Consider the following 26,073-nt stretch of genomic DNA (forward strand, 5'->3'; position numbering starts at 1 on the left):
ACAGCCAGTATGAACCGTCCAGCCCTTTGGGAGAATGTCAGTCTAATAGCTCAAATTATGTTCGTGATCTTGCCCTGCTAGGCATTCCAGCAGCATATGCAGCTAAAGAGTCTTCTAAACATCGTGAATTAGAAAACCACAATAGAAGGGCTGAATTAGAATTAGCCTCTTTAGATCCATATTTGGAAAAATTACCGAAGGAAACTAAAGATAAAGTCAAGGAAGAGTTAACTGTAAAGTTTTTTGGTTTAAATCAACTTCATCAAATGGAAGAAGAATCAGTAACCATTAAAGATATTATTAATTTACTTAAAACTGCAATTGAGAAAAAATAATATTGTTAAGAATATAAGAAAAGGCACTTAGTTTCATACCGTCCTCTCTATTTTAGGCAACGCCGATTCCCCTTCGGCGCGGCGAAGGCGCGTTGGGCAGCCATTGAGCAATCGAGATATGGCCGTTCTCGGACATCCATGTCCTTCACGGCATTTGGGCTTCCTGCCCGACAGATATCGAGAAGCAACGTTGAGCCATGGATGGCGAATCGGTGCGTTTTGCGAAAATGGCAAACCATAAGCCCGTAGCGTTTCGCGCCGTGGGGCGTCGTCGGGTTTCCAAAGGGCGAGGGACGAGCATCGCCCTTTGGCTCTGGTGTGGAACGAGCAGTTCCACGACTTTCGCAAACGTAGTTTGCCATCGCGTAGCGATATCAACCCAATCACACAGTGATAGATTCCGCTCAGGATGACACCCGACATCCACCCACAAAATGCGACAAGTCTGCCGCACCAGCAGACTAACAAACTTGTTTCAAACACGACAATTCCCTTGGGTTTTGTTATCTGCCCATTCCATTGTTGGTTAACTAACAAAGAATAAAATCCTTTAAATTCAATATTATGTTTAATTTTGTTAATTGGCTTAATTTTCGCACTACGAGTCCTGAATTGTTTTTGTCCAACACAGGAGGAACCATTATGGCAATTCGTCAATGTGCGATTTATGGGAAAGGGGGGATCGGTAAATCCACCACTACCCAGAACCTGGTAGCGGCTCTGGCCGAACTCGGTAAGAAAGTCATGATCATCGGTTGTGACCCTAAAGCTGACTCTACTCGTCTGATCCTGCACTCCAAAGCGCAGAACACCATCATGGAAACTGCGGCGGAAGCCGGTTCTGTGGAAGACATCGAACTGGAAGACGTACTGAAAATCGGTTACGGCGATGTTCGTTGCGTTGAATCAGGTGGTCCAGAGCCAGGCGTAGGTTGTGCCGGTCGTGGGGTTATCACCGCGATTAACTTCCTCGAAGAAGAAGGCGCTTATGAAGACGACCTGGACTTCGTATTCTACGACGTGCTGGGTGACGTGGTTTGTGGTGGTTTCGCCATGCCAATCCGTGAAAACAAAGCGCAGGAAATCTACATCGTATGTTCTGGTGAGATGATGGCAATGTATGCCGCTAACAACATCTCTAAAGGCATCTGTAAGTACGCAGCCACTGGTGGCGTACGTCTGGCCGGTCTGATCTGTAACTCCCGTAATACTGACCGTGAAGATGAATTGATCATGGCGCTGGCGGCCAAGATCGGTACCCAGATGATCCATTTCGTTCCTCGTGACAACATCGTACAGCGTGCTGAAATCCGCCGTATGACCGTTATCGAATACGATCCTAACTGTAAGCAGGCGGATGAATATCGCACGCTGGCGCGCAAGATCATCGATAACAAAATGTTCGTGGTACCTAATCCGGTCACCATGGATGAACTGGAAGACCTGCTGATGGAGTTCGGTATCCTCGAAGAGGAAGATGAAACCATCATCGGTAAAACTGCGGCGGAAGAAAACGCGGCCTAAGGTCAGTGGTTTTCATCCTCTCCTGCATCAGTTAATGAGGAACCAGCGATGTCGATGAGCAAAGCAGAAACCCAGGCCTTGATTGACGAGGTACTGGAGGTTTATCCGGCGGCGGCTAAAAAGGATCGTGCCAAGCATTTGGCAGTTAACGACCCAGAGCAGGCCGGTAGTAAGTGTGTGACCTCTAACCGTAAATCCCTGCCCGGGGTAATGACCATTCGTGGTTGTTCTTACGCCGGTTCCAAAGGGGTCGTTTGGGGTCCAGTCAAAGATATGATCCATATCTCCCATGGTCCTATCGGTTGCGGCCAGTATTCCCGCGCCGGTCGTCGTAACTACTATTCTGGTACTACCGGGGTAGACAGTTTCGGCACCCTTAACTTCACCACAGATTTCCAGGAACGCGACATTGTGTTCGGGGGCGACAAGAAACTTGCGGCGGCCATTGATGAGCTGGAACAACTGTTTCCGCTGTCTAAAGGGATCTCTGTCCAGTCCGAATGTCCGGTAGGGCTTATCGGTGACGATATTGAAGCGGTGGCCAAAACCAAAGGCGCTGAAATCGGCAAAACCATTGTGCCGGTACGCTGTGAAGGTTTCCGCGGTGTGTCTCAATCGCTGGGGCACCATATCGCTAACGATACCATCCGTGATCACGTGCTGGAAAAATCCGCTGACAAACCGTTTGAATCCACGCCTTATGACGTCGCCATTATTGGTGACTACAACATCGGTGGTGACGCCTGGTCTTCCCGCATCATTCTGGAAGATATGGGTCTGCGCGTTGTCGCACAGTGGTCCGGTGACGGTACGCTGGCTGAAATGGAAAACACCCCACACGTCAAACTCAACCTAGTGCATTGCTATCGTTCTATGAACTATATCGTGCGCTACATGGAAGAGAAGAACGGCATACCTTGGGTGGAATACAACCTGTTTGGCCCCACCAAAATCGAAGAGTCTATGCGCAAAATTGCCTCGTTCTTTGACGACAAGATCAAGGCACAGACGGAAGAAGTCATCAAGCGCTACAAAGCTCAATGGGATCAGGTGATTGCCAAGTACCGTCCACGTCTGGAAGGCAAAACAGTCATGTTGTACGTCGGTGGTTTGCGCCCACGTCACATCATCGGTGCCTATGAAGATCTGGGGATGGAAATTGTGGGTGCTGGCTATGAATTCGCTCACAACGACGACTATGTCAAAACCGTGCCTGAAGTAAAGGAAGCAACTTTGCTGTTTGACGATGCCAGTGCCTATGAACTGGAAGCCTTCGTCAAAAAACTGAAACCGGATTTAGTCGGTTCCGGCGTCAAAGAAAAGTATGTATTCCAGAAAATGGGCTTCCCATTCCGCCAAATGCACAGCTGGGATTACTCCGGCCCTTACCACGGTGTCGATGGCTTTGCCATTTTCGCCCGCGATATGGACCTGACGATCAACAACCCATGCTGGCACAAAATGAAAGCCCCTTGGGTTAAGGCGGAAGCTGACACTTTGAAAAAGTCAGCATAAGACAGGCTGAGCAATGTTCAGCCCGGATAACCGAGCCGGGGTTCACGGATTAGTGGCACGGCAGGAGAAGAGTCATGACGCAAAAAGTTGAAGATATCAAAACCGGTTATGCCCTATTCCGGCAACCGGAATATCAGGAGCTGCTCGCTGGCAAGCGTGGCGCTTTTGAAGAAAGCGTGGATGCCGACAAAGTCAAAGAGGTGTTTGACTGGACGACAACCAAGGAATACCAAGAACTTAACTTTAACCGTAAGCACATCACCATTGATCCCGCCAAGGCTTGTCAGCCATTGGGTGCGGTACTTTGTGCCCTGGGTTTTGAAAATACCCTGCCATATGTGCATGGGTCCCAGGGGTGTGTGGCTTACTTCAGAACCTATTTCAACCGTCACTTCAAAGAGCCGGTCGCCTGTGTCTCCGACTCCATGACTGAAGACGCTGCGGTATTCGGTGGCCAGAAAAACATGTTCGCTGGTCTCGAAAACGCTTATGCGCTCTATAAGCCTGAAGTGATCGCGGTATCCACCACCTGTATGGCCGAAGTTATCGGTGATGACCTCAATGCGTTCATTGGTAACGCCAAGAAAGAAGGTCATCTGCCTGAAAGCGTGCCAACACCGTTTGCCCATACACCAAGCTTTGTTGGCAGCCATGTCACCGGGTGGGATGGGATGTTTGAAGGTTTTCTACGCTATTTCACTCTCAATGAGATGGCTGACAAGACTGTAGGCAGCAACGGCAAAATCAACATTGTGCCAGGCTTTGAAACCTACCTTGGCAACTATCGCGTCATCCATCGCATGCTGAAAGAGATGGATGTGGACTACTCCTTCCTGTGCGACCCCTCAGAAGTACTGGATACTCCAGCCGATGGCGAATATCGCATGTATGCCGGTGGTACCCCAATTGCTGACCTGAAAGATGCTCCCAACGCCATCAGCACGCTGTTGCTGCAACCCGATCAGCTGTCAAAAACCAAAAAGTTTGTCACTGAGACCTGGAAGCAGGATGTACCAGACTTGCAGATCCCAATGGGTCTGGAATGGACTGACAACTTTGTGATGAAAGTGTCTGAGCTGACTGGTAAGCCAATTCCGGCGTCTATCACTAAGGAACGTGGCCGTCTGGTTGACATGATGACTGACTCTCACACTTGGCTGCACGGCGTGACTATCTCGTTGTTTGGTGACCCAGACTACCTGACCGGTATGTGTAAGTTCCTCACCGAGCTGGGCTGCGAAGTGAAACACGTACTGTGTCATAACGGCAGCAAGCGCTGGCGTAAGCAGCTGGAAGCCATACTGGCTGAAACCCCTTACGGCAAAGACGCGCAGGTGTTTACCGGTAAGGATCTGTGGCACTTCCGTTCGCTAATGTTTACCGAGAAGCCAGATCTGATGATCGGCAACTCTTACGGTAAGTTCATCGAGCGTGATACCAAAGCCAAGGGCGCTGAGTTTGAAGTACCGTTGGTCCGTATCGGCTTCCCGATCTTTGACCGTCACCACCTGCATCGTCAGTCCACACTGGGCTACGAAGGTGCCATGTACATCCTCACTACGCTGGTGAACGAAGTGCTGGCCAAGCTGGACCGCGACACCATGGAACTGGGCAAAACTGATTTTGCCTTTGACCTAGTGCGTTAAGCAAAACGCCGGTGACAGTGATGTCACCGGCAATATTTTTGGCGACTGCTTGAGGGAAAAACCATGGCGAACGTGATGATTCAGTACAACGAGCAGGGCGCGCTGTGTCTGTACCTGCCGAAAAAGGATTTGGAAGAAGCAATCACTCACTTTGAATTTGACACTGCCGAGCAGTGGGGTGGTGAAGTGCATTTGGCTGGTGGCGCTATTTACTATATCGATCCGATACCAGCTCCGGAAAGGTTACCGATTACCGTGCGAGCAAAACGGCTACAGGCCGCGTAAAGGAGGGGGCGGGTGATGATGCAACAACCTTTGATTTCAGATGAAGCCGCCTTGCGCATTGCCCTGGCGGTACGGAGCTTGCCGGAAGTGGGCTTAGGCTCGCTGCTAGATCTGCTGCTGCAGCATCTGGGCGAACCCCTGTCCGAAGAAAAACTAGCGGGTATTTCACCTAAATCGTTTCGGGTGATGGTGTCTTCGCTCAGCGAGACGCCGACCCGCCGCGATGTGTCGTCGGCACTGGCAATCCTCACCAATAATGAGGTGGAGGAGCTGGATGCGCCGCAACTGAGCCTGTTACCGCCGTTAGTCGGCCCGAAGCTCACGGTGGCGATTACCTCCAATCAGGGCGAAATGATCAATGGTCATTATGGTTCCTGTATGCGGGTGCTGGTGTATGAAGTGAATGCCTATGCTCATCAGCTGGTGGATGTGCGCAATATTGATGGCGGCCTGCAGGGCGAAGCCCGCGCCGAATATATGCTGAATCAGCTGAAGGGGTGTCAGATGCTGTTTACCTTGTCCATCGGTGGGCCAGCGGCGGCAAAAGTCACTCGTGCCAATATCCATCCGGTCAAGAAAATGGTACCGATGCCAGCGGCAGAGGCACTAACAGAACTGAGTCAGGTGATTAGTCACAACCCACCCCCTTGGATCTGCAAATTGCTGGGGATCACCTCCAGTCAGAATGAGCTGCTGTTCGAGGAGGATTGAGATGACACTTGATCGCGAAATAGAAACCATTGGCTCACGTATTGCGTGTGAGTCCACGATTGACGAGGCGCTGCTGGTCCGGTTGCGGGCTGCTTACCCCCAGTGGCGCTTCACTTTATGCAGTGAAGATGACACCGGAGAACGCGAGCCCTATCTGACTTTCGATGGTTTCGATCTGCATCTGGTACGCCTGTCAGCGACAGGCTGTGCCAGTCTCACCCCGTGGCCGGAACAGAGTTCTGGCATCCTTGTGGCGCTTCATGAGTCGTGAAGTGTTTTTAACGTAGTATCTTGCATTGGCTGCAAGTTTTAGCCTTTGTCGCAAACGTGACAAAGGCTTTTTTTGTTGGTTTGACGACAAGCTGACAATTAAAACAAAACAATGACTTAGCTATTGGCTCTGTATTTGCACTACCACTCCCAGACACCGGTCTGTCCGACAATCGGCTCAGACAATGGCAGTAATCACTGAGGGAGGCGCCATGAAACTATCCGAGATCCGGTTGCTACAGGATGAGCCAGCCTGTGAACACAACAGTGGCAAAAAGAGTGGCTGTTCCCGTCCCAAGCCCGGTGCCACCGCGGGTGGTTGCTGTTTCGACGGCGCGCAAATCAGTCTGTTGCCGATTGCCGATGTCGGCCACATTGTGCACGGTCCTATCGCTTGCGCTGGTAACAGCTGGAACAACCGTGGTACCCGCGCCATCGGCTCCAACCTGTTTCGCTTAGGGTTTACCACTGACCTCAATGAACAAGACGTGATTATGGGCCGCGCGGAAAAACGTCTGTTACACGCCATTAAGCAGCTGATTGAACAACATCAGCCACCGGCAGTGTTTGTGTATATGACCTGCGTGCCAGCGATGGAGGGCAATGATATTGCCGCTATCTGCAAACTGGCGCAGCAACGCTGGGGTATTCCGGTGGTGCCGGTAGATGCTGCCGGGTTCTATGGCAACAAAAACTTCGGTAACCGTATCGCGGGCAGTGTGATGATCAAGCATGTGGTCGGCACCGCCGAGCCGCCAGCCAAACCCTTGATGAAACACGACCCCAGTCGCCAGGTGCACGACATTGTCTTGATTGGTGAATACAACATTGCTGGTGAATTCTGGCATGTGTCGCCATTGTTTGAAGAATTGGGGTTGCGGGTACTGTGCTGTATGGCGGGCGATACCCAGTTTCACCAAATTCAGACCATGCACCGCGCCGATGCCGCGATGGTGGTGTGTTCGCGGGCGCAGATCAACGTTGCGCGGCTGCTGCAAGAACAATGGGGCGTCCCGTGGTTTGAAGGCAGCTTCTACGGCATATCCGACACCTCGGCTGCGCTGCGTCACTTTGCCGCATTACTGCATGATGACAAACTCAATGCCCATGTTGAACAAGTGATTGCCCGCGAAGAAGACCGGGTGCGCGCCGCGCTACGGCCATATCGTGAGCAACTCGAAGGCAAAAAGGCGCTGCTCTACACCGGCGGCGTTAAGTCCTGGTCTGTGATTTCCGCACTCAATGAACTCGGCATTGAAGTGGTGGCTACTGGCACTAAAAAATCTACCCAGGCCGATAAACAGCGCATCACTGAGATCATGGGCGAAAACGCGCTGATGTTGGACGAAGGTGGTGCTCGCTTACTGCTCAATACCTGCCGTCAGCACAATGCTGACTTGATGATTGCCGGTGGCCGCAACATGTATACCGCGCTGAAAGGCCGCTTGCCGTTTCTCGACATCAATCAGGAACGGCACCACGCCTATGCAGGCTACGAGGGGATGATCACTCTGGCGGCAGAGTTGGTGCGGACGCTCAATAGCCCAATCTGGGGGGCCGTGCGCAGTCATGCGCCCTGGGAACAAAATGCCGGTGCTGAGCCTGTTGCAGCACTTTACGGTCAATAAGCGGAGGCAGTCATGGCGACCATCATTAAACAGAACACGCCGCTGGTGACCCAGCCGCTGAAAACCAGTCCCGCCACCGGGGCGACCCTGGCCAGCATGGGACTGAAGAAAACCATTCCGCTGCTGCACGGCTCTCAGGGCTGTGGTGCTTTCGCTAAAGTGTATCTGATCCAGCATCTGCGTGAACCCATTCCATTGCAGAACACCGCCATCGATCAGGTCGCCGCAGTGATGGGTGGTGATGAAAACCTGTTTGAAGCGCTGAAAACCCTTTGCGAAAAAGAAGCGCCGCAGTTAATCACGGTGATGACCACCGGCCTCACCGAAATGCAGGGCACCGATACGTATCGGGTGATCCACGATTTTCGCCGCCAATATCCACAGTATGCCGCGACGCGCATCATCAATATGAGCACGCCGGACTTCAGCGGCTCGATGCAAACCGGCTTTGCTAGTTGCGTCGATGCGGTGGTGCGGCAGACGGTGCAGCCACCCAGCGGCAGACAGAAACAACGTAAACAGGTCAATGTGCTGTGCTCTATCGGCATGACCGCAGCTGATATCGAAACCTTACAAGGTTATCTCGAGGCTTTCGCGCTGGATGCCATCATGGTGCCGGATCTGTCGTTGTCGCTCGATGGGCATCTGGATGACAGCGACTATTCTGCCTGTTCCACTGGCGGCACCTCGATTCTGGAAATCGAATTGATGGCTGACAGCTGTGCCACGCTGGTGTTGGGGCGTTCATTGTTACCCACCGCGACTTGGCTCAAGCAACGCTTCGATATCCCGCTGATCAGTCTGGATATGGGCATGGATATCGCCCAGATGGATGCACTGGTGCTGGCATTGTCACAGTTGAGTGGTAAGCCGGTGCCAGACTGGATTGGCCGCGCCCGTCGCCGGTTGCAGGATGCCATGCTTGATTGCCACTTTGTGCTAAGTAATGAACAGATCGCGGTGGCACTGGAACCGGACCTCGCCATCGGATATGGCAAGCTGCTGGCCAGCATGGGCATTCGAGTGCCACGTATTGTCACCACGGTAGACGCGCCAGGATTAGCCGAACTCAGCGCTGCCGAAGTGGTGATTGGCGATCTGGCGTCATTGAATCCTGTGGTCGAACAGGTCTCCACCATTATCAGCAACAGCCACGCGGCTGGCATGTTTGAACCACAAGTACCGGTGCTGCGGGCCGGTTATCCGTGCCACGACCAGTTCGGCAATATGGACATACAGCAGTTCGGTTACGAAGGTTGTCGTGAGAGGCTGTTTGCCCTCGCCAATCTGCAACTGCGCCATCATCACGATGAAGTGGCACCGCATATCAGTGCCTATCGCTTCGGCGCTGACGAGGTTCAGCGTAAGGAGCGCGCATCATGAGTGCTGATTTCCCGAAATCCAACAGTGAACGCAAACTATATGTGGAACCGCTGCCCGATGCTGAGTTTCAGCTCAAAGTAGCGTTTGCCACCTTAGACCGACGCCACGTCGATCAGCATTTTGGCAGTGCTCGCAGTGTGCTGATTTATGGCATCGGTCGCGAACAGTGGGCGATCCTCGAAGCCATCGAATATCCCGAAGACGACAGTCGCACCCATGACCGGCTCCCAGCACGGATCCGCGATCTGAGCCACTGCTCGGCCATTTTCTGCAACGCCTGCGGTGCCTCCGCCATCCGCCAGTTGCTGGATAAAGGGATCCATCCGGTCAAGGTGATGGAAGGCAGTGAGATTCATCAGTTACTGGACGATATTCGTCAGGAACTCAACGGTACACCGATGGGCTGGCTGGCCCGTTCACTGAAGCAACTGGATGAACAACCACAGGAACACTGCAGCGATCGACTGCAAGCATTAATGGATGAAGAGTGGTAAGCGTGTTAATCAATGACAATAAGAGGAAGGCGTGATGAGCAATATCGTGGGGACTACCCGTGGCGGTAAAACCTGGGAACCGCAATTTATCCAGGCAGTAGATCAGGATAACTGCATCGGCTGTGGCCGCTGCTTTAAGGTCTGTTCCCGGAATGTGTTCGATCTGGTGGAACGTGAGCCGGATGAAGACGATTACGGCGAAGAGGTGATGATGGTGATGGAAATCGCCGACGCTGGCGATTGCATCGGTTGCCAGTCCTGTGCCAAGGTATGTCCGAAAGGCTGTCAGAGCTTCGCGGCAGTTGCCGCATAGGCAATTGGGGCATCTGATCGCGCCAGTTGCTTGCAGCCGGTGAGTTTTTAGCGGCAACTGGCGTTACCGCGCTAGTTTGATGATTATCCGTTGGCTGCAGTGCGCTTCTACACAGAGGTCCGAGTGCCACGCAGTCAACACCTTGCTATCTTGCCCCGAGCCTCGATGGCGCCAGTGACTACGCAACCAGTGAAACTACGACGAAAGGAACTGGGTTCCACAGCACATCATCAATTGATGCCGGATTAGTCAGTAATTGCTCACGATCAACATGGCCAAGTAGGGCACCAGATTAAATACCAATATCAGCACCTTATAGAATCCCAGAAAGCCATATATCACCGCCGAAATCTGTCGTGGCTCCAGACCGAATAACTGACCGTGTAATTTGAACAGCAAAGGTTTAAAGGCGGCGGCTAACACTGCTGACAGACTCAGCAAGCCGATATTAATTAGCGCCATCCATTGGAATAACGCAGTAATCTGTTCAAGTGACATGCTTGCGTGTCCCAATCTTGGTGGCCCGTATCGCTATTATAGTTCGGGAAATGCAGAAGCTTTTCTACTCACTTTGTCCAGACCACAAACTTCAAAACTTACTTATATTCTGCATCTCGTTCACAAATTTTTAATAAATCGCCCCTCAGGCTATTAGCCCTTAGTCTATAGGTGATGAACATCGCGGTTTGAATGTCTATAAATGAGTTCACTACGCTTGCACGAAATGTGGAAGTGGTAGTTTGTAATTCAAGGTATTAATGCGTTTGGGCATTTGTATCGGTTATCTCGTCTAGCAGTGAAAGCGGACGAATTTTGGCACAAACCCGTGGGGGGATTGTTGCCGTCGGCAGTTAGCCGGTTTGGTACAAATGTACTTATTTGATGGCAAATTTCTCATGTTATTAGCACGTTCACATGCTAATTCCTGGAGGATATATGACACTTAGTAAAATTTTGGTTTCGCTTTCACCGTTAGCAGTAGCACTGGTTCTGGCCGGTTGCGGTGATACAGCGCAAACTCAAAGTAAGTTTTCAGCAATAGAAATCTGTAAAGCCTCGATGGCAACCGCGTTACAACACGATCTTTCCACCATCAGTCTGGTGGATAAAAACGGTAAGTTGGTGTACGTGTCTTACACTGATCCCGCTAATGCTTCACAAAATATTTACCGTTGTCGGCTTGATGGTGACCATGTGCTCTGGGCTCCGACTAAAGGGCAGTGGCAGAACCAAACCGAAGGCAAAATCTCCTTCGTCGCAAACTATAATCAACTCACCATTACCGAAACTGCCGCTGATGGCAAACAAGTTACTAACGAATATAAGTTGTCCCAGCTAAAAAGCTCATAAGCGCACCGATATCATTTCCCAGGAGGCTTCGTGTTGGCGAGGCCTTCTTTTTTGTCGTTGTGTCAGCATTATTTCCCTTCCCTCAAAGCCTGAATTGCTGCTTTAGCATGACCTATGGTGTGTGATTGATCTGGGGGCTTGGTGCTGTGGACTTAGGCTTTTACTATCAGTCAGTTGCGAGTGCTAAATCAGCCTTTGCACTGTGTTATCGCCGGTACAGCCATGGCGGTTTATAAAACGTTTAACTTTGCCAAAGCGCGTAATCTTTTCGGGGCGCAGTGTGGGGTAGGACTCTGCCCCGCAAGTCCTGACCACTCTGGCCGAATATAGCCATTGCTAGAAATGTAATGGCTATGCTGTAACTCTTCCGAACATTAACAAAAAAACATGTTTCTTTAATTTATTTTTTAGTCATATAGGCAGAGACTGAAGATTCTCTGTTTTAGCAATGAGGTTGCTACCGGCCACCAACAACTACAAAGCGCCTCATTGTTGTCTCTTATGGAGGATATATGGCCACTCGAACTACTTTACTCACTTTTTCTCCGGTATTGCTGGCAGCCTTACTCTCGGGTTGTCATCAGGGCAATGGGAAATTCACCGACGCAGAAATTTGCCGAGCCTCAGTGGCAACTGCGCTCAATAAAGACCCGTCCATTTTCAACGTGGATGACGTTAACGGCAAACTGGTTTACGTGTCATACCATGAACAGGATGACTGGAAGCACGATATTTACCGCTGCAAAATTGAAGGCTCGAAAGCGATCTGGGCGACTGAAAAAGGTCCCTGGAAAACGCAAAGCTCAGATGCTCAAATCACCTTTGCGGCCAATGACGATAAGCTGACCATTGTGGATACCACAGCCAACGGCCAGCACATCGATAAGCATTACAAGTTTGATCAGCTTAAAGTTGACACGCCCAGCAAGCCGGGACTGAAAGGCTAATTCCTCACGCTTAACCCGCATTGCCTGACGGCTACAGCGCTTAACGATCAAGCCACTATTGCTCAGCCTTAACGGTGAGTTATCCCTGACCAATATTGGCTTTTTGCGTTAATGCCCTGGTGCATAATAACCTTGTGGTGACTGAGAAAAATGCTTCTGCATTCGCGGAGTTCTGTTCAGCATCATTACTACTATCTCTTCGTACCAACGCCTGCCAACGAAGCTGTCTCCGATTCTCTTCGGCCATCGTCATTTACCGGCGGCCATTCACTTTGTCGCGAGTGTGACAATTCGCCAAGCTACAAAATTGTCGCCTTTGGTACAAACGGCCGACAAATGTCAGTTTTAACAGACAATTTACATTTGGCTTGCGTGCAAAATTTGACGAATATCGCAATTTTTCAACAGGTTAAATGTTGCACACTGCTGGTGTGACATTTGCAATCCCTAATACACAACCGTGGTTTCAGAGCTTCTCCTAGGTGTTTAGTGTCATTCACTCGCCCCATCGAAGGAGATAAAGCAAGGAGTGTATATGTGGGATTATTCCGAAAAAGTGAAGCAGCATTTTTTCAATCCGAAAAATGCCAAACTACTCAGTGATGCCAATGCCAGAGGCGATGTCGGCTCCATCAGTTGCGGTGATGCGCTGAGTCTGAGTCTGAAGATCAATCCCGAGACTGAGGTTATTGAAGATGCCGGTTTCCAAACCTTTGGCTGCGGTAGCGCCATTGCCTCATCTTCGGCTCTCACTGAAATCATTATTGGCAAAACCTTAGAGCAGGCACTCAAGGTGACTAACCAAGATATTGCGGACTATCTAGATGGCCTGCCACCGGAAAAAATGCACTGCTCGGTAATGGGTATGGAAGCCTTACATGCTGCCGCGGCGAGTTATCGCGGGGAAAGTCTGGAAGATGACCATGAAGAAGGTGAGCTAATCTGCAAATGCTTCGCGGTCGATGACCTGATGATCAAACGAGTGGTGAAAGCCAATGGCCTTACCACCGTGGACGAAGTGATCAACTACACCAAGGCTGGCGGCGCATGCACCTCTTGTCACGAAAAAATTGAGTGGGTACTGGATGCCTGTCTGGCCGAAATGGCGGGCGACGCGCCAGCCAAACCGTTGCAGGTCGCGGTGCAGGCACTTGCGGTAGTGGAAGAAATTCCTGTGGCATTCGATGCCGCGCTGGCCGAAAAAATCACCGTGATTGAACAGGTGATTGCCGAAGTGCGTCCGGCAGTACAGGCCGATGGTGGCGATATTCGGCTGGTGGATGTGGAGGACAATCTGGTGTTCGTCACCATGTCGGGCGCTTGCACCGGTTGCGGTTTGTCGGGGCTAACACTGGCAAATGTGGAAGTGAAGATCTCGAAAGCCTTAGGCGAGCCTTACACCGTTTTTCCGGTACAGGAGACCACACCGGTTGCGAAAAAGGAGGCCACTTATGACTGTTGAAGCATTCATCCGCAAACCGGACACTGCTATTGAGATGGTGTATCTGGACAATAACGCCACCACCAAACTGGACCCCAAAGTGCTGGAGGCGATGTGGCCGTTTTTAGCCGACTACTATGGTAACCCGTCGTCGATCCACCAGTTGGGGGCCAAAGTTGGTCACGCGCTGGAAGCGGCTCGCGAAAAAGTGCAGACGCTGATTGGCGCAGAATACAGCACCGAAGTGGTCTTTACTTCCTGCGCCACCGAAGCCACCAGTACCGCAATTTTGTCGGCAGTAGAAGCGATGCCGGAGCGGCGGGAGATCATCACCTCGGTAGTGGAACATCCGGCCACCTTACAGTTGTGTCAGCATCTTGAGCGTAAAGGCTACAAGGTGCACTGGATTGGGGTGGACCGTAAAGGGCGGCTCGATGTGGAAGCCTATCGTCGGGCGCTGAGTGAGCAAGTGGCGATTGTGTCCATCATGTGGGCCAATAATGAAACCGGCACCTTGTTCCCAATAGAAATGCTAGCAAAACTGGCGAAGGAAGTCGGGGCGCAGTTCCATGTCGATGCGGTGCAGGTCGCCGGGAAATATCCAATCAATGTGCAGAATACCGACATCGATATGCTGTCGATCTCCGGTCATAAATTCCATGCGCCGAAGGGCGTCGGCGCTTTATACCTGCGCCGCGGTACGCGTTTCCGGCCATTACTGCGGGGTGGACATCAGGAACGAGGTCGTCGTGCCGGAACTGAAAATGCCGCGTCTATTATCGGCATGGGCGTTGCTGCCGAACTGGCCTATCAAGCATTACCGCAAGAGATGACGCGTTTGGCGATGCTGCGTGACCGTCTGGAGCAGGGGATCCTCGCCCGTATTCCGAGCACTTTTGTCACCGGCAATCCGCAGCAACGAGTACCCAATACCAGCAATATTGCCATCGAATATATTGAAGGTGAGGCACTGCTGCTGATGTTGAATCAGGTGGGTATTGCGGCCTCCTCCGGTTCTGCCTGTACCTCCGGCTCATTGGAACCTTCGCATGTAATGAAAGCGATGCAGATCCCGTTCACTGCCGCTCACGGGACCTTGCGCTTCTCGTTGTCACGCTTCTCCACCGACGATGATGTGGATTATGTGTTGGCGCAGTTGCCGCCAATTGTCGAGCGGCTGCGGATGTTATCCCCCTATTGGGACAACGCGAATAACTGCGGCTCGGCCGAGATGTTTACACCGGCTTATGCCTGAGGTGTCTATGAGTAGTATCAAGCCGCCAAACGTAATTGTTAACGATACCACCCTGCGTGACGGTGAACAGTCACCTGGGGTAGCGTTTACCACCGATGAGAAGGTGCAGTTGGCGCGGTTGCTCGAAGCCGCTGGGGTGCCAGAGCTGGAAGTGGGTATTCCGGCGATGGGCGCGCAGGAACAGGAAGCAATTGCAGCCATCACCGCATCACTGACACAGACCAAAACCATGGCCTGGTGCCGTATGAGCGAACTGGATATCAGTCAGGCACTGAATCTGGGGCTGGATTGGGTTGATTTGTCGATCCCGGTGTCACGGCAACAGATCCGCCACAAGCTGAATATCAACCCAGAACAGGTGCTGGCCCGTTGTGATCGTTACGTTAAACAGGCTCTGGATCTGGGGTTTCAGGTGTGTGTCGGTATGGAAGATGCTTCCCGCGCTGATGCCGATATGTTGCACTCGGTTGCTGCAGTAGCACAGGCTGCCGGGGCCAGCAGAATACGTTTTGCCGATACATTAGGGATCCTCGAACCATTTCGTACTCGCGAGATGATCGCTAGCCTCAGACAACACACCGATTTGCAGATCGAAATGCATGCTCACAATGATTTGGGGTTAGCGACCGCTAACACACTGGCAGCGATAGATGCCGGGGCCACCTCCGTCAATACCACGGTCAACGGTCTCGGAGAGCGGGCAGGAAATGCACCGCTGGAGGAGGTGGCCGTGGCAGTTCAAGTGTTGAATAAAGGCCATACCGGGATTGCACTGCCACAATTACCCGCGTTGTGTCAGTACGCTTTGGTGGCTTCTGGCCGTTTGGTGTCACCACAGAAAGCGATTGTCGGTGACGCAGTATTTACCCACGAGTCTGGCATTCATATCGACGGCCTACTGAAAGACGTCAACAACTATCAGGGATTTGCGCCGGCGTTAGTGGGCCGCGAGCACACCTTAGTGCTGGGTAAGCATTCTGGCATTAGCGCCATTTTAGAGGTGTATCACCGTCTGGGAATCGAACTGAGCGATCAGCAGTGCGAACAGTTGCGCAGCCAGTTACGCCAGTGGTCGGAAAGCCGTAAATGCTCACCGCGCGAAGCCGACTTACGGGCGCTGGCGCAGCCATTTATTCATGCTCTTTATGCAGATGCCTAACGAAGGAGATCTTCATGGAAACCATTCAGGTAGAAAATATCACCGTAGAACCGGAAGCCTCCTGGCATAACCGTCGCGGCCCGGCAGCGACAGTATTGCCAGAGACTTTGCAGACAGCAGAGGATTTTCTGGACTACTTTAACGTTAAGTACGACCCGGAATTAGTCACCACCAAACGGGTGCAGATTTTGCGGCTGTATCACGCCATTCTCGAACGTTACGATCCGCCCTTGACCAAGGAACACCATCGTAAAGCGGTACGTATTGCTTACGGTTCGTTAGCGATGGGGCAAGAGCTGGCATTTGCCGACATGGGTTGTGGCGATTGCAGTGGCTGTAGTGTCTGACAGGAATTAGCGTATGGCAACTCCGGCAATGTTTGAAACCATCGAAGACAGTGAACACAGTCGTTTCGATAACGGCAGTGAAGTAAGGGTCGTTCGCGATGTGCGTAACGATGGCAGCTTCTATGGATTGGAAAAGGGTGAGCTGCTGGTAGCAGAAGGCGCCGTGGGCATGGTGCGCAGCTTTGGCTGGTTTTTGCAGGATCAGATCATCTATGAGGTGTTCTTTCCTCATAATGGCCGGCAAATTGGTCTGCGTGATGTGGAAGTGATCGATGCGGCATTGCCTTGGCAACCTTGTCGTTTCCGCTCACTGGATATAGCGCAACTGGCGTTATCCCTGCGTATTGAAGGTGCGGTGGTAGCGCACAAAGGGGCGTTGGTGCAAGTGCAATGGCCGCACCGGGATCTCGACAGTGGCACCCTCAGCTATGACATTTTGCTGGCTAACGACATTGAAGTGACAGTGCCAGACCGGGCGTTGTTGGAACCGGATACAACCGTAGAGGATTTACGATGGAGACGCAAAAGCAGCGCTATCTGACCGCCAAAGTCGCCACTGAGCGTTTCAACCTTAATCCGGAATTTCTGTCAGCCACTCAGCAGACAGAAGTGCAGTTGCAGGTAAAGCAACTCGGGCGATTACAACAGGCGATTCTTGGTGCGAAAGAAGCCGCTGGTGTGGTGTTAGCGCCACAACAACTGGATGCTGCAGTCGCTGAGTGTGCCGCACGTTTTGAATCCGCAGAAGCGTTTGCGGTTTCATTGGCAAAGCAGGGGCTCTCTGAGCCGGGATTCCGTGCTGCATTATATGACGAGTTATTGTGTGAAGTGATCCTGGATAAAATTGCCGCCGATGTGCCGCCGTTATCACGCAAGCAAGCTTATGAATACTACCTGACGCATCAGCAACAATTCTGCCGCGGTCGCTTGTGGTATCTGAAACAGATTTTGATCACGATAAACAACGACTACGCAGAAAACCAGCCCGATAATGCACGCAGTCGCATCCGACATGTGCGCGAACTGGCGGATAGTAAAGATTTTGCCGCACTGGCGCTGCAGTATTCCGAATGTCCTAGTGCGATGGAGCAGGGACTGCTGGGATGGTGTGAGGAAAGCAAACTGTTTCCGGAGATCGCTGCAGCGCTGCCTGCATTACAACCCGGCGAAGTGAGTGCGCCCATTGAGACGGAACTGGGGTTTCATCTGGTGCTGTATACCGAGATGAAACCCGCCAAAGTAGCCTCTTTTCATGAAGCGTTTCCACTACTGGCGCAACGCCATAATGAACGCGCCAAAAAGTACCTGCAGAAGCAGTGGCTCAACACTCTGATGGCATAGGCATACTCAAGCGCTGACCTCATATAACCGCTGTGGCTTTTGTCAATCTGGCTAATGCTACCGTTGGTGTGATTTGTCTCGCTTGATATCGCTAGTCGCTACAAATAAATCTCCAGAAGCGATTCCTTTTTATTGAATATTTCACCTTAACAACGAAAATTTACGACATATCAAATCGTTATTTTTTTGACTTACAATTGTTATAAAAAAGTTACATTTGTCTTTCTGCGGTGCTTCATTTCTTCGTCTAGTCTTATCAAGTCTGTATTGAGCTGTAGGCATACAGTGCACCTTTGTGGATTTGTTGGCTTAGCTCCAGCCACGGAAGGCAGCACATTTACTTGAATGTGTTTATCAAGGAATTATCTATGCGAAGTCAAAAGAATCTAGTGATTGGTTCTGTAAGCATGTTGTTCACCTGTTTTGTGCTACTTCCACCAGCAGTGATCGCAGCGTCACAAGAGGTGACCGTGCAGCAGGGTAGCCATAAAGACGATTTGCCTAACCCGTTAGAGCAGAATCGTCGTGCATTACGGCAACAGGCATTGGAACAACAACTGTCTAACAAACAAAAAGCCAAAAAAGTCCATCAGGTTGCCAAAGGGCAATTTGTGGAACTCATGCGCGAAGGCGAAGACACAATCTGGACGGTTATCGCTGAGTTCGGCGAAGCAGATTCGCCATACACAATTCTTAAGAGCGGCCAGCCTGGTCCACTGCATAACCAGATCCCCGAACCGGACCGCAGTGTTAACAACTCCACCATCTGGGCCCCGGATTTCAGTCAGGCACACTACAAGGAGTTATTGTTCTCTGATGCTGCTGATGCCATCTCCATGCGCAATTTTTATAAAGAGTTATCAGCTAATCGCTATGCAGTGAATGGTGATGTCACCAACTGGGTACAGGTGCCTTATAACGCAGCACATTACGGTCGAGACTGGTGTGGCGGTACGGTATGTTACACCACTTGGTGGTTTGTTCGGGATAGCGTAACTGCCTGGTATAACAACCAGTTAGCGGCAGGAAAAACTGTTGAAGAGATAGATGAATACCTCAGTCAGTTTGATGTTTGGGATCGTTATGATCACGATGGCGATGGAAACTTTAATGAGCCTGATGGCTATATCGACCATTTTCAGGTGGTACATGCCGGTGAGGGACAGGAAACTGGCGGCGGTGCTTTGGGTTCCGATGCTATCTGGAGTCATCGCTGGTATGTGCAGCTAACACCGATCGGTGCTGATGGACCAACACTGGATGATGGCAGTCTAGTACCTTATGGCGGTGTGCGTATTGGCCAGTCAAAATACTGGATTGGCGATTACACCATTGAGCCGGAAAATGGCGCGGTCGGAGTGTTCGCTCACGAGTTCGGCCACGATTTAGGCTTGCCTGATCTGTACGATACTGCAGGTGGTCAAAACTCGACTGGCTTCTGGACCCTTATGTCCTCTGGCTCATACGGGAGTAACGGCCAGCCGGAAAATGGTATCGGTACGGAGCCGATGCATATGGGCGCCTGGGAAAAATTGCAGCTGGGTTGGCTCAATTATGAGGTGGCCGCATCCGGAGACAAATCCGAACACAAACTTGGTCCAGCTACCGCGAATACCAAGCAGGCTCAGGCTCTGTTTATCATCTTGCCTGATAAAACGGTGGTGACCGCTGTAGGTACACCCTATGCAGGTGACTATTTCTGGTATAGCGGACAGGGCAATCTTATCGACAATGCTATGGCTAAGGTGTTTGATTTGCCAGCCGGAGCGACTCTATCCGCTCAGGTCAAATACAGCATTGAACTGGACTGGGATTATGCATACTTAGTTGTTTCTACTGATGGCGGGGCCAGTTGGCAAAATGTGGCAACCAGCGAGTCGACTAACACTAACCCGCATGGCAATAATCTGGGTAATGGTATTACCGGTAACAGCGGTGGTGCTTGGGTAACCTTGTCAGCCGACTTGTCTGCCTATTCCGGTGAGGTGCTCATTGGTTTTCGTTATGTGACTGACGAAGCGGTGATGGAGTCCGGACTGCAAGTTGATAATATCATGGTGACCGGTGCACCGCTGGAAGATGCTGAAGCCGATGATGGCTGGAGCTACCGTGGTTTTGTGCGGACAAATGGTACTTTATCGACAGGCGGATTCTTTAATGCCTATGTTGCTGAGTACCGTAATTATCGTGGGTATGATAATAGTCTGCGAGATGGCCCCTATAACTTTGGCTTTATGGATAATCCACAACTTTATGATTGGGTTGAACACTATCCATATCAGGATGGTTTGCTAATCAGCTACTGGGATGCTTCGGCCAGTGACAACAATACCAGTGTTCATCCGGGGTCAGGGTTGATCCTGCCGATTGATGCGCATCCTGAGGTGATGTATCGCGCCGATGGTCAGCCGTGGAATCTGCGGGCACAATCATACGATTCAACATTTGGCTTAGATGACACGGATGCGCTGGAACTGCACTATCGTAGTCAGCCCTCCTGGCATCCGAGTCTGCCAGCTGTCAGTATTTTTGACGATATGCAGCAGTACTGGAATCCGGCATTACCTGCCGCTGGCGTGATCAATCCGAATACCGGTACGGTTATCCGGGTGAAAAGTATCAGTGCCCAAGGCGAATTTATGCAGGTAGAGGTGACAACGTCAAAGTAATGCACTGAGCAATCGCATATCGCATCTGAAATTTAAAATCCGGCGTTCAATAGATCGCCGGATTTTTTGCTTTTACAAAATTGGTGATTACTCACCGTATTACAATGTTTTTTCGCCGATGATCTGGATCAGACAATGACGGACCAGATGATTGAGGTGTCAGTTGGACGATATTTTGAACGGACAGCGGCAACATTGGGATAACAGTTTCAACAATAACGGCGATATGTTCGGCTGTGCTGCCAGCGCTCCGGCACAGTGGGCGGCAGCAAGGTTGCAGCAAGAAGGGAAACCGCAATTATTAGAACTTGGGGCTGGTCAAGGGCGTGACACGTTATTCTTTGCCGCTAATGGTTTTGATGTGTCGGTGCTGGATTACTCAACCGCTGGTGTCGCGGCTATTAATAGCAAAGCGCAGCAAGCCGGGCTGGCACGGCAGATTTCTGCTGTCTGTCATGATGTGCGGCAACCCTTACCTTTGGCTGACAACAGCGTTGATGCATGCTTTTCCCATATGTTGTTTTGTATGGCACTGACGACTGCTGAACTGCAACAGTTGTCTCGCGAAGTCTTGCGTGTGCTGCGCCCAGGTGGTTTGCATATTTACACTGTGCGTCATACTGGGGATGCTGACTATGGTAAAGGCATCCATCGGGGGGATGATCTTTATGAAAACAATGGGTTTATTGTGCACTTTTTCAGTCGAGACAAGGTGGCATTATTGGCCCAGGGATATCAGCAACCTGAGCTGGCAGAGTTTGAAGAGGGGCGCTTACCCAGGCGTTTATTTCGGGTAACTCAACGTAAACCCTGATCAGAGGCTTAGCCGTTTGCCACCGTTGAGATAGGTGGTACAGGCTACCCGTAACAACGAGGTAAAGTTGCCAATTTCGCCACGTTTAGCCAGCACTTCTCGATGGATACGCGTCAGGAACTCGGCCACCGAGATACACGCCTCTTCGGCAATATCTTCGATGACTTTCCAAAATACGGCTTCCAGCCGAATGCTGGTCACGACACCATCAATGCGCACAGAACGGGCTTTCAGTTCAAACAGTTCGGCTTCGGTGCCGGAATAGATTTCGCACATATTACGCCCCCAGTTGGCAGGTGATCCCAGCCTAATCCGGGGGCGGTAAAAGTCATTAGATCTTTAGTCTAATTCAGCAGCTTGTTAAATTGCGCCAGCCAGGCAGGATGCGCTGGCCAGGCCGGTGCGGTGACAAACAGCCCATCCGTGACGGCATCATCCACCTCGATATCCGCATATTGAGCTCCGGCCAGAGCAACTTCTGGAGCACAGGCGGGATAAGCAGAAATTTTCTTATCTTTTATCACCTTGGCGGCCGCCAGCAACTGAGCGCCGTGACAGATAGCTGCAATAGGCTTTTTCTGTTCGGCAAACGCCTGTACCAGCGTGATGACCTGTGGATTGAGTCGTAGATATTCTGGAGCGCGCCCGCCGGGAAGCAACAAGGCGTCAAACTCTTCCGCACAAACACCCGCAAAATCGGCATTTAAGGTGAAGAGGTGACCCGGTTTTTCGGTGTAGGTTTGGTCACCCTCAAAATCGTGGATGGCTGTTTTGATTTTATCGCCAGCCTCTTTATCCGGGCAGACAACACTGACCTTATGGCCTACCATGCCAAGTGCCTGAAATGGCACCATAAGTTCATAATCTTCAACAAAATCACCAGCAATAATCAATACCTTAGCCATGTCGTTCTCTCCTTGCGTTTGCAGTTGGATCAACTTACCAAGTTATTTGGCATCCGTGGTAATAAGAGATTACTACAGATGCCCAGTGTCTGCGGATATTTGTAAGGCCAGGTATTACATTCTGATTGGCTGAGTAGTCAGTAGCTCCAATGGTGCTGATAAGCGATGTAGCAAAAATGACAACCCTTTCTGTTGCTGCCTGCTTCAGAATACATGGAACCTCCGCGGCGATAACCAATAACTTTTGCGTTCCAGAACTTGAAAATGCGCAAATAATGCCCAGATTTATAATGTTACAGCCAGTCTTCACGATGACTGAAGTTGACTACGTTTTATTCACTTCAAACAGGTTTGGAGCATTATGGCGTTCACAGATTATTATCAGATCCTTGGCGTCGACAGGGATGCCTCAGATAAAGATATCAAGCGGGCATACCATCGATTAGCCCGTAAATATCACCCCGATGTCAGTAAAGAAACTGATGCCGAAGCGCGCTTCAAAGAGGTAAAGGAAGCCTACGATGTGCTGCACGATGCTGAAAAACGGGCGGCATACGATCAGTATGGCGCGGATTGGCAAGCGGCTCAGCAGGCGGGATCTCAGGGATTCCACCAATACCAGTACCAGGGCGGTGCCGGGCCACAGGCTCAGGGCTTCGACTTTGACGATATCTTTCAGTCAATGTTTGGCGGCCGTGGATTTAATCAGGGTTCCCGCCAGTCGCGGGCGCATTTTGACTATCCAGGCGAAGATATTCGCGCGCGGATCCAGATCGATCTGGAAGACAGTTACCGCGGTACAACGCGCACCATTACGCTAGGAAGCGATGGTGGTGCGCAGCCCCGGACATTGAATGTACGTATCCCGCGAGGTGTGGTGCCAGGGCAACATATCCGATTGGCGGGACAGGGTAATCCGGGCATCGGCAGCGGTGCTAACGGTGATTTGCTGCTGGAAGTTTCGTTCCGACAGCATCCGTTATACCGGGTCGAAGGCCGCGATGTTTACCTGACCTTGCCCGTTGCTCCGTGGGAAGCTGCATTAGGTGCGACGGTAACCGTACCGTTGCCGGAAGGCAGTATTGATCTGAAAATTCCTGCCAACTCTTCTGGTGGTCGGCGCTTGCGGCTCAAAGGCAAGGGCATCCCCGGAAAACAGCCGGGCGACTTTTATGTGGAATTAAGTGTGGCGTTACCGGCAGCCAATAGTGCGGCAGCCAAACAGGCTTATAACGCCTTCAAAGACGCATTGAACTTTGATCCTCGGGCCAATTGGGGAGGCAGAGCATGAGTAAGGATTTGCTGACACTATATGCAGCAGACGTGCTGGATGAACATTATAAATTGACGTTGGCACAACTCTGCCGAACCTGTCATTTGGCACCGGAACAGGTGTTTGAACTGGTGGAGTATGGCATTGTCGAGCCGCACGGTAACCGCCCGACACACTGGCGCTTCAGCGGCATCGCGCTCACCCGTATTCATCGTGCGCGACGGTTGGAACAGGACTTAGGCTTAAACACTGCCGGTGTTGCGTTAGTGCTTGATCTGTTGGATGAACTGCAACAATTACGTGCTCGTATTCGCCGCCTGGAGGGGGCGGATGATTGATCGGGTGCGGTGGCAGCAACATGCCCGACGCAATTTCTGGCATTCAGCATTGCTGTTGTCGGGCATGGCCGGTTTTTTGGCATTATTAGGCTGGTTGTTTGCCGGTAGCAGTGGTTTACTGCTGTTACTGATGGCCGGTGTCATGCTGTGGCTATTTCGCAGTTCCGTTTCACCTTGGATGGTGATGCGGCTGTACAATGCCAGGCCGCTGTCGCCCCAGCAGTTTCCCGCACTATGGCAATTGGTGCAGCAGTTGGCGCAAACTGCCGGGTTACCGGTAATGCCACAACTGTTTCTATTACCCAATCCCCTGATAAATGCCTTTGCGGTGGGGAGTCAGCAACGGCCATTGATTGCCATTACCGATGCAGCGTTGCGGCAGTTGCAATGGCGCGAATTAGCCGGAGTGCTGGCTCATGAACTCAGCCATGTACGCAGTAATGATCTGCAAGTGATGAGCCTGGCCGATATGTTCAGCCGTGGTACTTCGCTGCTGTCAATGATGGGACAATTGCTGCTATTGCTGAATCTGCCGCTCATCATGTTTGGCTGGGCGACCATTAACTGGTGGGCCATTTTGTTATTACTGGCAGCGCCAACTATCAGCACACTAGCGCAGTTAGCGCTGTCGCGGACGCGTGAGTATGATGCGGATTTGAACGCGGTGCGGATGACCAGTGATCCGCAAGGGTTGGCCAGTGCGCTGAGTAAAATTGAACGCCAGCAACAGGGCTGGCTCCGACGTATGATCATGCCTGGTGCCACCCTGCCGGTACCTTCCCTGTTACGCACCCATCCAGAAACCAAGGAGCGAGTTGAACGTTTACTGGCGTTGCAGCAACGTTGGCCGTACCAGACGGGTACGGACAATGTTGATAATCCATTCCACCATTGATAGTGATATACCCATAACGACCATTGCCGTCGTTGTCAGGTGCAATTACTCGTACCTCGGCGATGGAGTAAATGCTCTGAAGACAGTTCCTTTCATTTAGCAATCATGCCGCTTGACGATATTTGTAACAAAATTGATACAAATCAATTGTTCATTTTATAAACAAATTGAACTTCTGCCATTGCACTATGTTAAGCATTATTGCTCACAGCAGAGGAAAAGATGATGACTTATTGGCATGGGTTAATGGTGTCGGCATGTGTGTTGCTGGCAGCATGTGGCGGCAGTGATAACACGACGACAGATACTCAACAATCAACCGGCACCTTGTCGGTGGCAATCTCCGACTCACCTATGACCGGGGTTACTGCTGTGGGCCTACAGCTTGGCGAACTGGTGATGACCGATGGTAATGGTATTGAACATCGCTACGCTCTGGGTGAGATGAATTTTAATCTGATGAATTATCAGGGGGCGGACAGTATTACCGTGGTCAATGGTTTACCGCTGAGTGAGGGACAATATCAGAATGTCTACATGACGGTGATACAGGGCGATGGTAATAACGGCTGCTATGTGGAGGATGGGCAGGGACGTCATGCGTTACAAGTGCAGGATGGCAAACTGCCACTGATGAATTTCAATATCAGTGCTAACCATCAATACAGCTACACGCTCGAAGTTGGCCTCTATATGGGACTGGATCGGGACTACGATTACAACTACAACCTGAGTTACGACTATAGCTGGTCAGTTGATAATCTCTATATGGGGCATTTGATCGGTGAGATGGACCCACAGTGGATTGCCGATTGTGAAACGACTTATGCGGCGTTGGCACCCGTGGGGGGCGAGTTTACCCATTTGGCATATCTCTATCCTGATACCGTGACCAGCCTCAGCCAAATGGCCGACGTGTACGATGCGCCAGCCACTGGCATGGTGGCGCCTATTGCCGTGGCACCGCTAAAGCAGGATGACGACGGTAACTGGTATTTTGGATTAGGGTATTTGCCGGAGGCCACTTATCGTATTGGCTACACCTGTCTGGGGCATCTGGATTATCCAGCATCTGATGACATTACTGACGGCCCATTCGTTATTTTCGCGGATGCCGGCGCTGTGACCATTGATGGTGGCCCGAGTGGCGGTCAGGCAACTATTCACGTATGTGGTATGGGCAATGGTGGGCACCACGGTGGTTAATGCGTTTAACTGGTAAAAAACACAGCTGC

At 51.2% G+C, this 26,073-nt stretch carries 28 protein-coding genes; 25 read left to right on the top strand and 3 right to left on the bottom strand.

The window, feature by feature from the left end:
* The 11 genes from PY479_RS16415 to fdxB form a co-directional block, all read left to right on the top strand.
* On the top strand, window positions 1–335 hold a 335-nt coding region (locus tag PY479_RS16415; RefSeq protein WP_275484424.1), incomplete at its 5' end, for a hypothetical protein.
* Between the two features lie 642 nt (window positions 336–977).
* Window positions 978–1,859 carry a nitrogenase iron protein gene (gene nifH / locus PY479_RS16420; protein WP_248953799.1) on the top strand — a complete coding sequence of 294 codons (882 nt, stop codon included), beginning with the start codon at window positions 978–980 and terminating at the stop codon, window positions 1,857–1,859.
* Window positions 1,860–1,913: 54 nt separating this feature from the next.
* A complete protein-coding gene (nifD, locus tag PY479_RS16425) occupies window positions 1,914–3,374 on the top strand; it encodes a nitrogenase molybdenum-iron protein alpha chain (protein ID WP_275484425.1) in 1,461 nt (486 codons plus the stop codon).
* Between the two features lie 74 nt (window positions 3,375–3,448).
* Entirely contained in the window at window positions 3,449–5,020 is a 1,572-nt protein-coding gene (gene nifK, locus PY479_RS16430) for a nitrogenase molybdenum-iron protein subunit beta (protein WP_275484426.1), read from the top strand.
* A gap of 63 nt (window positions 5,021–5,083) precedes the next feature.
* Window positions 5,084–5,305 (top strand): putative nitrogen fixation protein NifT, encoded by a 222-nt coding sequence (gene nifT, locus PY479_RS16435; protein ID WP_212594380.1) that lies wholly within the window; start codon window positions 5,084–5,086, stop codon window positions 5,303–5,305.
* A 15-nt stretch (window positions 5,306–5,320) separates the two neighbouring features.
* Entirely contained in the window at window positions 5,321–6,016 is a 696-nt protein-coding gene (locus PY479_RS16440) for a NifB/NifX family molybdenum-iron cluster-binding protein (RefSeq protein ID WP_275484427.1), read from the top strand.
* A 1-nt stretch (window position 6,017) separates the two neighbouring features.
* Window positions 6,018–6,287, top strand: coding sequence for a DUF6129 family protein (locus PY479_RS16445; RefSeq protein WP_275484428.1), 270 nt, complete (start codon window positions 6,018–6,020; stop codon window positions 6,285–6,287).
* A gap of 211 nt (window positions 6,288–6,498) precedes the next feature.
* A complete protein-coding gene (gene nifE / locus PY479_RS16450) occupies window positions 6,499–7,914 on the top strand; it encodes a nitrogenase iron-molybdenum cofactor biosynthesis protein NifE (RefSeq protein ID WP_212594377.1) in 1,416 nt (471 codons plus the stop codon).
* Window positions 7,915–7,926: 12 nt separating this feature from the next.
* Window positions 7,927–9,297 carry a nitrogenase iron-molybdenum cofactor biosynthesis protein NifN gene (nifN, locus tag PY479_RS16455; protein ID WP_275484429.1) on the top strand — a complete coding sequence of 457 codons (1,371 nt, stop codon included), beginning with the start codon at window positions 7,927–7,929 and terminating at the stop codon, window positions 9,295–9,297.
* Complete coding sequence (locus PY479_RS16460) at window positions 9,294–9,791, top strand: NifB/NifX family molybdenum-iron cluster-binding protein (RefSeq protein WP_275484430.1); 498 nt, start codon at window positions 9,294–9,296, stop codon at window positions 9,789–9,791. The genes nifN and PY479_RS16460 overlap by 4 nt, the downstream gene beginning before the upstream one ends.
* A 34-nt stretch (window positions 9,792–9,825) precedes the next feature.
* A complete protein-coding gene (fdxB, locus tag PY479_RS16465; protein ID WP_275484431.1) occupies window positions 9,826–10,104 on the top strand; it encodes a ferredoxin III, nif-specific in 279 nt (92 codons plus the stop codon).
* 249 nt (window positions 10,105–10,353) lie between these two features.
* Here fdxB and PY479_RS16470 read toward each other — a convergent pair whose 3' ends face one another.
* On the bottom strand, window positions 10,354–10,602 hold the full coding sequence (locus PY479_RS16470; protein WP_212594373.1) for a DUF6868 family protein: 249 nt from the start codon (window positions 10,600–10,602) through the stop codon (window positions 10,354–10,356).
* 438 nt (window positions 10,603–11,040) lie between these two features.
* Here PY479_RS16470 and PY479_RS16475 point away from each other — a divergent pair, with 438 nt between their 5' ends.
* The 10 genes from PY479_RS16475 to PY479_RS16520 all read left to right on the top strand — a co-directional run bounded on the left by PY479_RS16475 (window position 11,041) and on the right by PY479_RS16520 (window position 21,427).
* The gene (locus PY479_RS16475; protein ID WP_275484432.1) at window positions 11,041–11,454 is read left to right on the top strand and encodes a hypothetical protein; all 414 of its coding nucleotides are present in this window, start codon (window positions 11,041–11,043) and stop codon (window positions 11,452–11,454) included.
* Window positions 11,455–11,966: 512 nt separating this feature from the next.
* Window positions 11,967–12,401, top strand: a complete 435-nt coding sequence (locus PY479_RS16480) for a hypothetical protein (protein WP_212594371.1) — start codon at window positions 11,967–11,969, stop codon at window positions 12,399–12,401.
* Between the two features lie 535 nt (window positions 12,402–12,936).
* The gene (gene nifU, locus PY479_RS16485; protein WP_275484433.1) at window positions 12,937–13,863 is read left to right on the top strand and encodes a Fe-S cluster assembly protein NifU; all 927 of its coding nucleotides are present in this window, start codon (window positions 12,937–12,939) and stop codon (window positions 13,861–13,863) included.
* Window positions 13,853–15,097, top strand: a complete 1,245-nt coding sequence (gene nifS, locus PY479_RS16490) for a cysteine desulfurase NifS (RefSeq protein ID WP_275484434.1) — start codon at window positions 13,853–13,855, stop codon at window positions 15,095–15,097. Before nifU ends, nifS begins: the two co-directional genes overlap by 11 nt.
* A gap of 7 nt (window positions 15,098–15,104) precedes the next feature.
* Complete coding sequence (gene nifV, locus PY479_RS16495; RefSeq protein ID WP_275484435.1) at window positions 15,105–16,256, top strand: homocitrate synthase; 1,152 nt, start codon at window positions 15,105–15,107, stop codon at window positions 16,254–16,256.
* Between the two features lie 14 nt (window positions 16,257–16,270).
* Window positions 16,271–16,603: a nitrogenase-stabilizing/protective protein NifW gene (locus PY479_RS16500; RefSeq protein WP_212594367.1), complete on the top strand. Its 333-nt coding sequence runs from the start codon at window positions 16,271–16,273 to the stop codon at window positions 16,601–16,603.
* A gap of 13 nt (window positions 16,604–16,616) precedes the next feature.
* On the top strand, window positions 16,617–17,144 hold the full coding sequence (locus tag PY479_RS16505; RefSeq protein WP_275484436.1) for a nitrogen fixation protein NifZ: 528 nt from the start codon (window positions 16,617–16,619) through the stop codon (window positions 17,142–17,144).
* The gene (gene nifM / locus PY479_RS16510; protein ID WP_275484437.1) at window positions 17,117–17,944 is read left to right on the top strand and encodes a nitrogen fixation protein NifM; all 828 of its coding nucleotides are present in this window, start codon (window positions 17,117–17,119) and stop codon (window positions 17,942–17,944) included. Before PY479_RS16505 ends, nifM begins: the two co-directional genes overlap by 28 nt.
* 368 nt (window positions 17,945–18,312) lie before the next feature.
* Entirely contained in the window at window positions 18,313–20,613 is a 2,301-nt protein-coding gene (locus PY479_RS16515) for an immune inhibitor A domain-containing protein (protein WP_275484438.1), read from the top strand.
* 163 nt (window positions 20,614–20,776) lie between these two features.
* Window positions 20,777–21,427, top strand: a complete 651-nt coding sequence (locus PY479_RS16520; protein ID WP_228730352.1) for a class I SAM-dependent methyltransferase — start codon at window positions 20,777–20,779, stop codon at window positions 21,425–21,427.
* On the opposite strand, the gene PY479_RS16525 is transcribed toward PY479_RS16520, so the two are convergent.
* Both PY479_RS16525 and PY479_RS16530 read right to left on the bottom strand, forming a co-directional pair.
* On the bottom strand, window positions 21,428–21,703 hold the full coding sequence (locus PY479_RS16525) for a ribbon-helix-helix domain-containing protein (RefSeq protein WP_212594363.1): 276 nt from the start codon (window positions 21,701–21,703) through the stop codon (window positions 21,428–21,430).
* Between the two features lie 68 nt (window positions 21,704–21,771).
* Window positions 21,772–22,332 (bottom strand): DJ-1/PfpI family protein, encoded by a 561-nt coding sequence (locus PY479_RS16530; protein WP_212594362.1) that lies wholly within the window; start codon window positions 22,330–22,332, stop codon window positions 21,772–21,774.
* A 361-nt stretch (window positions 22,333–22,693) separates the two neighbouring features.
* On the opposite strand from PY479_RS16530, the gene PY479_RS16535 reads away from it, so the two are divergent.
* The 4 genes from PY479_RS16535 to PY479_RS16550 all read left to right on the top strand — a co-directional run bounded on the left by PY479_RS16535 (window position 22,694) and on the right by PY479_RS16550 (window position 26,044).
* A complete protein-coding gene (locus PY479_RS16535; protein ID WP_275484439.1) occupies window positions 22,694–23,623 on the top strand; it encodes a DnaJ C-terminal domain-containing protein in 930 nt (309 codons plus the stop codon).
* The gene (locus tag PY479_RS16540) at window positions 23,620–23,943 is read left to right on the top strand and encodes a chaperone modulator CbpM (RefSeq protein ID WP_212594360.1); all 324 of its coding nucleotides are present in this window, start codon (window positions 23,620–23,622) and stop codon (window positions 23,941–23,943) included. The genes PY479_RS16535 and PY479_RS16540 overlap by 4 nt, the downstream gene beginning before the upstream one ends.
* Window positions 23,936–24,838 carry a zinc metalloprotease HtpX gene (locus tag PY479_RS16545; RefSeq protein ID WP_275484440.1) on the top strand — a complete coding sequence of 301 codons (903 nt, stop codon included), beginning with the start codon at window positions 23,936–23,938 and terminating at the stop codon, window positions 24,836–24,838. Before PY479_RS16540 ends, PY479_RS16545 begins: the two co-directional genes overlap by 8 nt.
* A gap of 222 nt (window positions 24,839–25,060) precedes the next feature.
* Window positions 25,061–26,044, top strand: a complete 984-nt coding sequence (locus tag PY479_RS16550; RefSeq protein WP_275484441.1) for a DUF4382 domain-containing protein — start codon at window positions 25,061–25,063, stop codon at window positions 26,042–26,044.
* The last annotated feature ends 29 nt before the right edge of the window (window positions 26,045–26,073 follow it).

The sequence above is a fragment of the Shewanella sp. A32 genome, from assembly GCF_029167175.1.
GTDB lineage: Bacteria > Pseudomonadota > Gammaproteobacteria > Enterobacterales > Shewanellaceae > Shewanella > Shewanella yunxiaonensis.